The organism is Longibacter salinarum (assembly GCF_002554795.1).
Lineage (GTDB): Bacteria > Bacteroidota > Rhodothermia > Rhodothermales > Salinibacteraceae > Longibacter > Longibacter salinarum.
In genome coordinates this window covers 202,608-215,591 of record NZ_PDEQ01000005.1, presented here as the reverse complement: position 1 = coordinate 215,591, position 12,984 = coordinate 202,608, and the positions used below count along the sequence as shown (strand labels likewise).

Below are 12,984 nucleotides of genomic sequence, written 5' to 3'. Positions count from 1 at the left end.
TGTGTGAGTGTCTGAAGGAGTGGAGGGCCTTCACGTTCACACGTTCACACATTCGTTCTTCCCAACCTTCGCGCGTACAACATGAGTCAATTCGACATTCAGCGGCCGGTCGTCGAGCTTCCGGACCAGAATCCAGATCCCGTCTTTTCTGAAGACGAGCTCGTCTGGACGGATGAGGAGAAAGAGCAGATCGATCGCTACAAGGCCCAGTACCCGGAGCCGGACGCGGCGATTATGCGGGTTCTCTGGATCGCGCAGGAGAAGTTTGGTTTCCTCCCGCCGGAGGTGATCCAGCTCTGCGCGGACACGCTCGACATGCCGTTCTCGAAGGCATTCGGCGTTGCCACGTTCTACACGCAGTACTACAAGGAGGAGCAGGGCAAATTCGTCCTTGACGTCTGCACGTGCTTCACCTGCCAGTTTACCGGTGGCTACGACATTCTCCACTACCTGGAGGAGAAACTGGACATCCACGCCGGCGAAACGACCGACGACGGCATGTTCACGCTGCAGGAGGTCGAATGCCTCGGCTGCTGCGGTTCCGCCCCGATGATGCAGGTCACGAACGGCCCGTACGTCCACAACCTCACGAAGGAAAAGGTGGACGAACTGGTGGACAAACTGAAGAAAGGCGAGATGCCGAAGTTTACGTCTGTAACCCTGCCGCAGGACGAAGACGAGATGGGCGGCAACCGCCGTTCCGATGCTGAGACGACGGAGACGTACAAGACGCAGCCGCGCTCGGAAGCGATCAAGTAGACACCGACGCCGTCGCCGTACCTGATCCGGTATGCTCATGGACGCATCTGACGCTGGCGCATTCTCCGATCCTTCGGGTGCACCTGACCTCGACGACTGCGCATCAGCACGCGTGAGATTGGTCGATGCGCTGGGGGCGGATGAAGACACGGCCGACCGACTTCGTGGGGGCGACGTACCCTACGCTAAGAGACGCTTCCGGTCGCTGGAGGACAGCAAGACGTACGTGTACGCGCTCGGCATCATCATGACGGTGATGTCCGTCGTGCTCCCGACCGCAGGGCTCTACGAGTTCTTTCGCCGCGTAAACAACCTCGAACCGATCGAACTCATCGGCGTGATTGCAGCGGCCTGTGCTATTGCCGCGGTTCACATGGCCATTGCCGCCTACGTGTACATCGACTGGCGCAAGAAGCGACTCTGCTACAGCGTCCTCGCCGACCTGCCAGCGCCCCCTAATTCCACCCCGGCCGACACTGCGGACACCGCAGCCTGACCTAGCGGGACGACGGCCACACCGACCTTCCGACCTTTACCGACATTCCCCACCCGAGACTCAACCTCTGATCCATGGAAGCCACCAACGGGAGTCCGCAATCAAAAGCCGGGGACTGGCGCAATTACGAACGCGTCCTCCTGCCCCCAGTCCGTGACCTGCACAAGCTGGAGGTCTACAAAAACGAGGGCGGCTACGACCGTCTCCGCAAGGTTCTTGAGGAGAAAGCGATCGAGCCGGGCGATGTCACCAATGCGGTCAAGGAATCCGGTCTCCGCGGTCGCGGTGGCGCCGGCTTCTCCACGGGCATGAAGTGGAGCTTTATGCCGGAGCCCGACGATCGCCCCCGCTACCTCGCCTGTAATGCGGACGAGAGCGAGCCGGGCACGTTCAAGGACCGGCAGCTCATGGAGTACAACCCGCACCTCATGTTTGAGGGCATCCTGATTGCGGGGTACGCCATGTCGATCGACGCCTGCTACGTGTACGTCCGCGGCGAGTACGCCGACTGGATCCAGCACATGGAGAAGGAACTGGAGAAGCTCTACGACCAGAACCTGGTTGGCGACAACATCATGGGGACAGACTTCTCCATGGACATCGTCATCCACAAGGGCGCCGGTGCGTACATCTGCGGCGAGGAGACCAGCCTGCTGAACTCGCTCGAAGGCAAGCGTGGCTATCCTCGCTACAAGCCCCCGTTCCCCGCACAGGTTGGCGCGTGGAGCAAGCCGACGACGATCAACAACGTCGAAACGCTCGCCTGCGTCCCGCTCATCATCGAGAAGGGCGCGGACTGGTTCGCCAACACCGGTGCGGAGAAGCACCCGGGACCGGTGCTGTACGGTATCAGTGGTCACGTCAACCGGCCGGGCGTCTACGAATACCCGACCGGCATGCTGATCTCCGACCTCATCGATGAGGTCTGCGGCGGGATGCGCAACGGCAAGAAGTTCAAGGCTCTGGTCCCGGGCGGAAGCTCGACGCCGCCCCTTCGCGCGGATCAGTGCGACGGCGTGACGATGGACGCTGAGAGCCTTCGAGAAGCCGGATCGATGATGGGTACGGCTGGCATGCTCGTGCTCGACGAGGATACCGACATGGTGTCCTACCTGCGCCGTGTGACCCATTTCTACTCGCACGAGAGCTGCGGGCAGTGCACGCCGTGCCGTGAAGGAACGGGCTGGCTGGAGAATATCGTGACGCGGATCGATGAGGGCGAAGGGCAGATGCGCGACCTCGACCTGCTGCTCGATCTCTGCGGGCAGATGGAAGGCCGGACGATCTGCGCCTTCGCTGATGCCGCCGCGTGGCCGGTGCAATACACGCTCAAGCGCTTCCGCGAAGAGTTTGAAGCGAAGTGCAAAGCGTCCGTTCACCCGGTCAGCGCGGATGTGTCGTCCGGAACGGAAAGTGCTGCACCCGCGACCGAAGCGTAACTGACGTTGATAGCGGACTCTACGTGCTGTTCTATCACAGCGATGCACGAGAGACTCGACCGACAATTCCACTCGACCGGTATTCGCTGATGAAGCTTCGTGTTGCCTCTGGCCTGTATGCTACGATCCTGACGGTGTCGGTATTACTGGTGCTTGCTGGCTGCCGGAGTGAACCGGAGGCGACGGATCCGGACGACCCGGGGCCGATCCCTGTGGACAAAACGTTCGGTGAGAGCGTTGACCCGGATGCGGCGGTGGATGTTGCGAGCATCGCAGAACGACCCACCGCGTACGACGGTGAGTCCGTGACCACGCGGGGCCGTATCGCACAGGTATGTCAGAAGAAAGGGTGCTGGATGGCCATGGATGCTGGCGATAAGCCGCCGGTTCGTGTGTTTGTCCCGCACCGTGATAGCGGCGGATACGCGTTCACACTTCCGACCGAGGCGACGGGTACCGCGGTCGTGAAGGGCACAGTGCGTGTTCACACACTCCCCGAACGGGAACGCGATCATTACGAGGCCGACGGTGCGCCGCGCCCCGACAGCGTTGAGGTTCAGATCGCCGCCCGAGGTATCGCCTTAACTGATCGTTAGCCCGCGCATTCGCACTGCTTTTCGTTCCGAACGGAACGCACGGTGCGAGACGGAACCGGCAGTTGCAACGCCTGGAAAAACGGAACATCCTTTGAATCCGTAACGAAATGGTGGAGCGTTAACCCGTCTCTGCCGTACGTTACCGTATCCCACATTATCGACCCCGGCTGGGGCATTGTCCCGGCACAACGAACCGACTGGACCGACTATGCCTACCGTAACCATCGACGGAACGACGTACGAGTATGAAGGGGAGCACAAGCTGCTCCAGTTCTGTCTGGACCAGGGCATCGAGTTGCCGCACTTCTGCTACCACCCGGCGATGTCGATCCCGGCCAACTGCCGCCAGTGCCTGGTGAAGGTTGGCATGCCGAAGAAAGACCGCTCCACGGGAGAGGTCGAAACAGACGAAAACGGGGAGCCGGTCATCCAGTTCTTCCCCAAGATGCAGGCCAGCTGCACGGTTGATGTGCAGGACGGGATGGTCGTCAAGACCCAGCGGAGCAACGAGGAGGTCGAGGAGGCGCAAAAGGACACGCTCGAGTTTCTCCTGATCAACCACCCGCTCGATTGCCCCATCTGCGACCAGGCCGGGCACTGTCCGCTGCAGATTCAGGCGTACAAGTACGGCCCCGAAGGGTCGCGCTTTGAATTCCGCAAGGTCCACAAGCCCAAGCGCGTCAAGCTCGGTCCGCGCGTCACGCTCGATGCGGAGCGTTGCATCAACTGCACGCGCTGCACGCGCTTTACCGAAGAGGTCTCGGGCTCTTGCCAGCTGACGATCAACCAGCGCGGCGTCAAGAACTACCCGGTTACGGCTCCGGGCGAAGAGTTCGACGATCCGTACTCGATGAACACGATCGATATCTGCCCGGTCGGCGCGCTTACCGCGACGGATTTCCGCTTTAAGGCGCGGATTTGGGAGATGAGTTCGACGCCGTCCATTGTGACGACGAACGCGACGGGTGCCAACTGCCACTACTGGGTCCGCGACAACCTGGTGCTGCGCATTACGCCTCGCCAGAACCTGAACGTCAACGAGTACTGGCTGCCGGATGAAGACCGCCTCATCTACGATCGCTTCAACGAGGATCGTCCCGAAGGGCCGGAAGTGCGTCAGGAGGGCGAGCTACAGTCGGTGTCCTGGCAACAGGCCTACGCACGCGCAGCGGCCATGCTCGGCCAAGCCGATCCGGAGCGCACGCTGTTGCTTGGCTCGGCCAACGCCACAGTCGAGGACAACTATCTGCTGGTTCAGCTCGCGGAGGCGCTCGGCGTCGATACGCCGCAGTATATTCCGCACGTCGAAAAAGGCGCCGGCGACGACTGGCTCATCACGGATGACAAGACGCCAAACGCTCAGGGTTGTGAACGCCTCGGAATGACGGCTGTCGATACGGAGCTGCTCGGCACGCAACTGGCGAATGGCGAGTACGATGCGGTCTATGTTCTCGAAGATGATCTCGTCGGCTCGGGGCTCTGCTCGGTCGACGAGCTTGCGGATGTCGACGTCATCCTCCATTACTACAACACGACGAACGAGACGCTGCCGGCAACGAACGTAGCGATCCCGGCGGCCATGGTTGTCGAAACGGTTGGCACCTACATCAACCAGAATGGTCGCGCTCAGCGCGTGCGCCCGGCGAAGGAAATCCAGGGCGTCAACCGGACGCTGATGCTCGAGATGGGCAAGAGCCGCGAAGATGAACACGGCACGCCGTTCGACCGCTGGCACAATGAGAGCAATCGGGTGAATTGCAAGCCCGGCTGGGAGAGCCTCCCGGAGATTGCTCGCCGCCTCGGATCCGAGATGGACTACGAGAAGGGGCCGAAGCAGATCATGGACGAACTGCAGTCCACGAATCCCGCCTTCGAAGGAGCGACGTACGACGCAATGGGGCTTCAGGGCCTCCAGTTGGAAGACGTCGAAGCCGGACAAACGGCGTAGCAAATTGGAAGGTCGAAAGTCGAAGTGCGAAATGGTCGTTTTGAGCAGGACGCACTGCGGAATTCAGGCGCCTGTTGCCCTCGCGGCAGCAGGCGCTTTTTTCGTACGGTTCTCTGTCCCGGCTTCACTCGCAGCATGCTGAACGCGCCTGATCCTTTACCGGCAACGCTTCCGGCGTCTGTCCGTACGTGACTGCGCGACCTACCCTGACGCACACGCACCTTCATTTCCCCGCACGCCCCTTTTCCTACATGATCGCCTACGTATCTGGCACCCTCGTTGAGAAGAGTCCGGAGTCCGTCATTATCGATGTGAATGGTCTGGGGTATGAAGTCCAGATTCCGACGTCGACGTACGACTCTCTTCCCAAGAAAGGCGAGGACGTGAAGCTGCACACGTACCACTACCTGCGCGAGGATGCGGAGGCGCTGTACGGGTTCAGTTCGACCGCGGAGAAAGCCGTGTTCGAGACGATGCTGGGGGTCTCCCGCGTTGGGCCGAAACTCGCATTGTCGGCCCTGTCCGCGATGACGCCGACCGAGCTGCGGGATCACGTGGTCGAAGGCGACTCCAGCCGGCTCACCGAAATCTCGGGTGTGGGCCGCAAGACCGCGGATCGCCTAATCGTTGAGCTGCGCGACCGGTTCGAGGACCTCGATGTGTTCGACGGCAGCGCTCCGCTGACGGGGGGATCGGAAGCCCGCGCGAGCGCTCGGGCCGATGCATTAGAGGCGCTCCGTGAGCTAGGCTTCAGCCGCGCGGACGCCGAGCGCGCGATCCGCAAGGCACTTCGCGACGATCCGGGCGTGCAGTCCGCGGATGCGCTGGTGCGGAAGGCGCTCAGTGCCAAGAACAGTTGAGACCGCACCACAGCACATTTAGAGTCGTTCCCGCCGCGCCGAGTTCAACCTTGAGCTCGGCGCTTTTCTGTGGCCTCGCGACTGACTCTGAGCAAGACGGCTCTGAGTAGATTAGATTCGGATAAGTCTAGCATCTCTTCTCTCTGTCGAGCCAGGTCGCTTGATCACCAAAGGCGCTTGCCGTCATCCGTGCTGAGGAAGAAGAACGTCCATCCGTAAGCAAGACCTACGGACAATCGTCGTTGATAGCCTGTGCGTCGAGTCACGAGCGTGCACACAGCTTCCCGAAGGAGCTGTGTGATTGCCTGCACCAAAGATTCTGAGAAGGCAGGCTGCCTGACAGCAGAGGTGCATAACGAGAGTGGCTCTATGGAAGACGAGGAAGGATAAAAATGGGATAACGGATCCGTTACATTTGTAGTGGGAGAGGTTTGATTGGCGCTACGCATTACCCATTGGAGGAGTACTTGCTAGATCAGGGCTCTCCTTCGATCTAGCCCCCGGCGCTACCCAGGTGGAACGCGAGCCTCTACGTGAGGCATGGTGCTCGTGCTCGTTCCGCTTCGGTGCCGCTCCGTTACCTCCTTCGAATTGCTCCGCCTGCCAATTATGACCTCCCTCGGGACCCGTCTGCCTTCTCGTCGTCTGCTCACCGATGGGCCCATTTGCGGTCCGCTGCTCGCCGTTCTAGCAATCGTTCTTCTTTGCTCGGTGCCCGCACAGGCGCAGAGTCCATCCCCTGTGACCACGATCCAGAATGACAACGGGGATACCCGTCTGCAGGTGAATGTTGACGGAGGTTTGCTTGTCCCCGGAGCATTTGGGTCAGCGACGCCGGCGGACTCGATTCCCACCACGGGCCAGGGGACGCGGCTGATGTGGTACCCGGCGAAGGCCGCCGTTCGAGCCGGACGGGTGTTCGACATCGATCCCCTCATTGCTCCGGACTACAATGTGTTTTGGGATCCGCCCAATGTCGGAGACTATTCTGCTGCGTTCGGGGTGAACACGAAGGCAAGTGGCATCGCCTCGATGGCCGCGGGCAACAGAACCGAAGCAACGGGCGAACACTCCGTTGCGATCGGTGGGCCCGGTCAGAGCGAAAGTGAAATCACGAGCGCGAGCGGAGAGGCTGCCATAGCGATGGGTAGCTTCGCGACGGCCAGCGGTGACTATTCCGTGGCGATGAACCGAGAAACGAGGGCAACGGCTGAGGCGGCGGTAGCTATGGGCAACTTTTCACGTGCCACGGCCTTCGCTGCGACAGCAGTGGGACTTCGAACGACCGCCGCGACGGCGAACTCACTCACAATCGGCGCGAGTAACGACAAAAACCGGGGAAATGATGACTCGGACCCGTTCACGGGTCCACTGTTCGTGGCCGGAAACGGCACTCCGGGCACGCCGTCGGACGCACTGGTGCTGTATCCAAGTGGCGATATGACGATCAGTGGTTCGCTCACCGAAAGCTCGGATCGCCGCCTCAAATCGTCGATTCAGCCACTCGGCGACGGCGCGCTGCAGAAGCTATCGCGGCTTCGTCCCGTTCGCTTTCAGTTTAAAAATCAGTCGACGCATCCCGCCGGTGACCAGATCGGTCTGATCGCGCAGGACGTACAGAAAGAGTTTCCTGCACTTGTCAGCGGCAAGGAAGACGATCATCTCTCTCTTTCGTATTCGAAGCTGACAGCTGTCCTCATAAAAGGCATGCAGGAGCAGCAGTCAACCATCGACTCGCTGGAACAGCGGCTTCAGCGCGTCGAGAAAGAACAGCAAGAACTCGCTCATCTGAAAGAACGGATGGCGCGCCTTGAGTCTGAAACAGGTCATTCGTTTCTCGCCGGCCTGACCAAATCTGGTACAGGTCTACTGGCTGTCCTCGTCGTCGGCCTGCTCGGTGCAGGATTGTTCGTGCGACGCCGTCTGTAAATCCGTCTCTCCGTCTTTCGCGTGCAAATCTTCTTCCACCTCCTTCCATACTATGCGCACGATTATACGCGCGACTCTACTGTTCGCATTTTCGCTGCTTCTGACGAGCGTGGCCTATGGGCAGACCCCGACAACGACCATTGAAAACGGTAACGGAGATACTCGTCTCCAGCTCAACGCTGACGGAGGGTTTTACATTCCGGGCACGTACGTTGACGACGGGACCGAGAATGATTCGATTCCGGCAGAAGGGGCCGGAACCCGCCTGATGTGGTATCCGGCAAAAGCTGCATTCCGTGCAGGAGAAATAACCGATCCCGGCGGTTCTGAATGGAATGCATCAAATGTTGGGCATCACTCCTTCGCGGTCGGATACGACACCGAGGCTAGCGCCTTTGCTTCCACCGCAATAGGGCAGCATGCGACGGCCAGTGCGTCCCACGCGTTCGCCATCGGTAATGCGTCGACCGCCAGCGGCGTGTTTGGCTCCATTGCAATGGGAAATTATGCGACGGCAAGCGGCGCGTACGGCGCGTTTGCGGTGGGAGATCGTGCGACTGCGAGTGGTACTGCATCTCTCTCGTCTGGTAGAGAAACGGAGGCCAGTGGCCAATTTGCCGTAGCAATGGGCGTGTCGACGATCGCGACCTCCGATCACTCTGTCTCGATCGGTTCATACAACAGTGCCAACACGTCAAGCGATGCCAGCTTACTCGTGGCTGGTAACGGATCCTCCGGTAGCCGCGCTGATGCTATGGTCCTGAAGAGGGATGGCGATCTCGCGGTCGGCCCCTCCGATCCGGAAGATCTTCGCCTCTACGTCGCGAAGGATAAGGGCAACGCGGGCGTTGGTGACAGCCCCAAGGCCAACATGGTGCTCTTCGAGAACACGAGCAGCGGCTCCAAACCCGACGTCCTCGGTCTGCAGGCGGGACCGCAGAATCCGGGGAGCGGCGTCACCTACGTTAGCTTCTACGACGGGTCGGGCACGACGGTCGGCACAGTCGAGGGCAATGGGTCTGGCGGTGTCAACTATACCTCTGCTGGCGCTGACTTCGCGGAGGAACTGCCCGTCGCCACAGGTGCGTCCCGTCCTGAAGCTGGAGATCTGGTGGCTGTTCGCGGCGGTCAGGTCAAGCTCAACACGAACGGTGCAGACCGACTCATGATCGTGAGCGACCAGGCGGCGATGACGGGGAATGTCAAGCCGGACGCCAGCGGCGATCGCGTTCCGGTGGCCTTCATCGGACAGGTCCCCGTGAAGGTGCGAGGTACGGTCTCCGTGGGAGATCTCCTTGTTGCCAGCGGTCAAGCAGACGGAACGGCCCGTGCCGTCGCGCCGGAAGCATACCGGATGGACGAACACGGTCCCGTGGCCGGCCGAGCGTGGGCGAAGAAAGCCACGGAGGGTACCGGTACCGTGGTGGCCGCTGTAGGCATGGGGCACGAAACAGCTCTTGAGCGACGATTCCAGACCAAACTTCAGAAGAAGCAGTCACAGCTCGACGCGCTCAAAGCGGAGAACGCCGCCATTCAACAGCGCCTCAACGCCTTGGAAGAACAGGTCGAGGCGCCGACGCCGGACCTAGCTGGAATGATGGGACCGTGGGGCGTTGCGATGCTTCTGGCCTGCGCGGTTGGTGGCATCGGCGGTCTCCTCCTGTCGCGCCGAACCGAACGTGTTCCCCAGGCCCGCTCCTGATTTGCCCGGTCTGCTCATCTCGATGTCCAACAGCTTTTGTATTTTCATTCCCAACGCTCTTATGGAATTTTTGCGTCGACACGTCTCTTCCGTCTTGTCGCTGACGCTCTCTACGGCGCTCACGATTCTGGCGCTCGGTCTCTTTCACATACGGCCAGCCACCGCTCAGACCCTGAACGTCGAAAGTGGTGCGACCCTGCAGGTTCAGAACGGTGCTGTCCTTGACCTGGAAGGAGGTGAAATGGATCTCGGTGGGGTCAACGCGACGGCTCGTCTGAATGAAGTCTCCGCGGGCCGCGTCGCAGGTGGGATCCTCATTGCAACACGCGACCTCTCGAACCCTGCGTCGGCGAATCCCGCGGGCCTGGGAGCGATCCTCACAGCCTCTACAGATCTTGGGGACGTCACCATCACGCGCGGTCACGCCGTGCAAACCGCCTCGAACGGCAACACGTCGATCCGCCGGTATTACGACGTCTCTTCGACACAGGGCGGCAGCGGACTCGATGCGACGCTCGCGTTTACCTACCACGATGCGGAGCTGAATGGCCTCGCAGAGCCGGACCTGGAGCTCTTTCGGTCGACCGATAGCGGAGCATCCTGGACGCCGGAAGGTGCGGACTCCCGTAGTACGGCATCGACGGGGGACAACACGGTCACCCTCTCGGGGATTACCACCTTCAGCCGGTGGACGCTCGGTGGTGCGTCGAGCCCGCTTCCCGTCGAACTCGCCGACTTCTCTGGCGTGCGCGATGGAGACGGGGTTCGTCTGACCTGGCGCACCCTGTCGGAGTCCGGAAACGCGGGCTTTCGGGTCCAGCGGCAATCGGACGGCATGGGGCCCTGGCGAGAGGTAGGCTTTGTGGAAAGCCGTGCGTCCGGCGGCACCACGACGGAGGCGCAGGCCTATCGCTTCGAGGATGCGACGTTTCCGTTCGCAGCAGACTCCGTGGCATATCGCCTTCAGCAGATCGACGTTGACGGTTCGAAGAGTGTGTCTGATCCGATTGTGATCGACCGATCAGCGGTGAACGAGGCACGGCTGCTGGGCACCTATCCCAATCCGGCCCGGACGCGCGCCACCGTCGAGTTTGCTATCCCGGAGCAGGCCGAAGAGGCCCGTCTCGACCTGTACGACGTGCTCGGACGCCGCGTCGCCTCTGTCGCTTCGGGAGTCGAAGCCGGCAGGCACAAGCGCACGCTCACCGTGTCTGACCTCGCAAGCGGCGTCTACTTCCTGCGGCTCAAGAGCGGCGGCGATGTGAAGACCACCAAACTGACGGTCGTGCGCTGACCGCGGACGCGTCTTTGTTCGAGAGCCTGGACGCGGGGCCGTCGAACCGTCTAAAAAGTCGTCCCCGCAAAAGCCGACAGCGGCGAAACTATTGACGCGCCGGAGGGAAGTTGTCGAGGTTGGGCGGGTCGGGGCGATTGAGCGCAATGTAGTCGGTCATGTGGGCGAGGGCCTCAACGTACGGGCGCACCGCCGGCCAGTCTCGGCGCGTAGGATCGATGTGCCGGGCCTGACGGATCGAGTCCATGCGTGCCATCTGAGCGCGCATCTCTTCCTTCTCGGACTCGGTCATGTGCTTCGACATCTCGATGCTTTTCAGGTCTCGCTCGCGTTCGGCCTGGTATTCAGCGGAGTCGGCAACCATCTCTAGGGCTGTTTCGGCACGCATGATTCGTTCTTCGAGCGCTTCGAAGCTCTTGCGCGTGCGGCCTCGCTCCTGAAGAAATTCGGACTGCCACTGAAAGAACGCGTGGATCACGCCGTCGTATTGATCAGCGTTAGCCTTCATCTCCTCCTGCTTCTGATGGATATCGATACGGAGGCGAATGTAGTCGCGCACATCGTGCCGGGTGAGGGCCCGCTCGCTTCGCTGTCCCAACGCATCTTGCGCGGGGGCGAGGGCGGCAGCAAAAAGCAAGATGCATACAACGCGTACGAGGCCGCGTCGGACCGCTACAGAAGACGTAAGGTTGAACATGTAGGGGAAGAGGGGAAGTGAGGGAAGCGTGCTGTGGTAGGGACCAGGCGGGTCGCTTGATTCCCGTGGTCTGTACCGCTTTTGCAGCGGCAGCCGTCGATCGGTTGTCAGCCCGTGCCTTGCGTGTCGAGTTTAAACGTACAGGAATCTGATGTCGAATCCATAATTCCGTGAGAGATGACCGATCCATCGGTCCAGGCTGTACGGCCTTCGCCTCCTGTTGGGCGTACGGATCACAAAAGCCAGAGGCAGAATATCACGTCCTTGGTCAAAGGCCATTCCTCGGCACGGTCGCGCTTTGTCAAGCAGGTTCGTAGACCGCGACATGCCTCTGGTTAATGCGCGAAAAAGCGATCGCTTCTCCCACTCGGTTTGTGAACATACCGAGAAGCCGTAGTGGGAGGTTGATGTACGAAGGAGTAACGAGGTGTTTGTAGACATCGACTCTCCATTGGACGAGGTCGTTATGAAGGTCTCCAGTCGGCGCATGACTCCTTTAAGCAGGACGGTGCGGGGGCTGAAAGCGGTGAAGACCTGTCAATTACCGATGTCTTCCCGTCCATTCGTCCACGGTCTACAGCGCATATCAAGGTGTTCTATGAGCGATAAATCCCGTGATGTCACCGAGCTTCTTCAACTACTTGGTGGTGGCGACGTGGATGCTCTGGATGATCTCATGAAGGCTGTGTACGATCAGCTCCGACGGATCGCGCATAATCAGCTTCACGGCGAGCGACACGATCACCCGTTTCAGACCACCGAACTGGTGCACGAGGCGTACGAGAAGCTCGTCGATCATCATGCGGTCGAGTGGAAGGATCGCCAGCATTTTTATGCCGTGGCGGCGCGCGCCATGCGGCAAGTTTTGGTGGATGTCGCCCGGCGTCGGACAGCCGACAAACGGGGCGGCAGCCGTACGCGCATCGATCTGGAGCAGGCAACACTGCGGGACGACCTTGGGCCGGAGGATGTCGTACTTGTTGATGATCTCCTCAACCGTCTTGCAGAGCAGGATGAGCGGATGGCGAAGGTGGTCGAGTGCCGTTTCTTCGGCGGCTACACGATCGCAGAGACCGCCGATGTTCTTGGTGTGTCGTCGTCCACGGTCAATCGTGACTGGCGCACCGCACGTGCGTGGCTGAACCGAGAGATGGACGCACATGCAAGCGGTAAACCAACGTCACGAGACGCTAACTCGGGAAGCGCCACCAGACACGGCTGATTCCGCATCTAAACCTGTGTTCGTCTGTTTGCTGTAACCAGT

At 60.6% G+C, this 12,984-nt stretch carries 11 protein-coding genes; 10 read left to right on the top strand and 1 reads right to left on the bottom strand.

Annotated features, from left to right (window positions below):
• Nucleotides 1-81 precede the first annotated feature (81 nt).
• The 9 genes from CRI94_RS10975 (at nt 82) to CRI94_RS10935 (ending at nt 11,023) form a co-directional block, all read left to right on the top strand.
• Nucleotides 82-759, top strand: a complete 678-nt coding sequence (locus tag CRI94_RS10975; RefSeq protein WP_098075754.1) for an NADH-quinone oxidoreductase subunit NuoE family protein — start codon at nt 82-84, stop codon at nt 757-759.
• A 37-nt stretch (nt 760-796) separates the two neighbouring features.
• Nucleotides 797-1,255, top strand: coding sequence for a hypothetical protein (locus CRI94_RS10970; RefSeq protein ID WP_143815373.1), 459 nt, complete (start codon nt 797-799; stop codon nt 1,253-1,255).
• Between the two features lie 74 nt (nt 1,256-1,329).
• Entirely contained in the window at nt 1,330-2,694 is a 1,365-nt protein-coding gene (gene nuoF / locus CRI94_RS10965; RefSeq protein ID WP_098075752.1) for an NADH-quinone oxidoreductase subunit NuoF, read from the top strand.
• 89 nt (nt 2,695-2,783) lie between these two features.
• Nucleotides 2,784-3,290, top strand: a complete 507-nt coding sequence (locus CRI94_RS10960) for a DUF4920 domain-containing protein (RefSeq protein WP_098075751.1) — start codon at nt 2,784-2,786, stop codon at nt 3,288-3,290.
• Between the two features lie 208 nt (nt 3,291-3,498).
• Entirely contained in the window at nt 3,499-5,238 is a 1,740-nt protein-coding gene (locus tag CRI94_RS10955) for an NADH-quinone oxidoreductase subunit G (protein ID WP_098075750.1), read from the top strand.
• Between the two features lie 251 nt (nt 5,239-5,489).
• Nucleotides 5,490-6,098 carry a Holliday junction branch migration protein RuvA gene (gene ruvA / locus CRI94_RS10950; protein ID WP_098075749.1) on the top strand — a complete coding sequence of 203 codons (609 nt, stop codon included), beginning with the start codon at nt 5,490-5,492 and terminating at the stop codon, nt 6,096-6,098.
• 609 nt (nt 6,099-6,707) lie between these two features.
• Nucleotides 6,708-8,027, top strand: coding sequence for a tail fiber domain-containing protein (locus CRI94_RS10945; RefSeq protein ID WP_179862264.1), 1,320 nt, complete (start codon nt 6,708-6,710; stop codon nt 8,025-8,027).
• 52 nt (nt 8,028-8,079) lie between these two features.
• On the top strand, nt 8,080-9,729 hold the full coding sequence (locus CRI94_RS10940; RefSeq protein WP_098075747.1) for a hypothetical protein: 1,650 nt from the start codon (nt 8,080-8,082) through the stop codon (nt 9,727-9,729).
• A 61-nt stretch (nt 9,730-9,790) separates the two neighbouring features.
• Nucleotides 9,791-11,023, top strand: a complete 1,233-nt coding sequence (locus tag CRI94_RS10935) for a T9SS type A sorting domain-containing protein (RefSeq protein WP_179862263.1) — start codon at nt 9,791-9,793, stop codon at nt 11,021-11,023.
• An 88-nt stretch (nt 11,024-11,111) separates the two neighbouring features.
• Here the strand turns inward: CRI94_RS10935 and CRI94_RS10930 are convergent, their stop codons facing one another.
• Nucleotides 11,112-11,720, bottom strand: coding sequence for a hypothetical protein (locus tag CRI94_RS10930; RefSeq protein WP_098075745.1), 609 nt, complete (start codon nt 11,718-11,720; stop codon nt 11,112-11,114).
• Between the two features lie 598 nt (nt 11,721-12,318).
• On the opposite strand from CRI94_RS10930, the gene CRI94_RS10925 reads away from it, so the two are divergent.
• Nucleotides 12,319-12,942: a sigma-70 family RNA polymerase sigma factor gene (locus CRI94_RS10925; protein WP_179862262.1), complete on the top strand. Its 624-nt coding sequence runs from the start codon at nt 12,319-12,321 to the stop codon at nt 12,940-12,942.
• Nucleotides 12,943-12,984 lie beyond the last annotated feature (42 nt).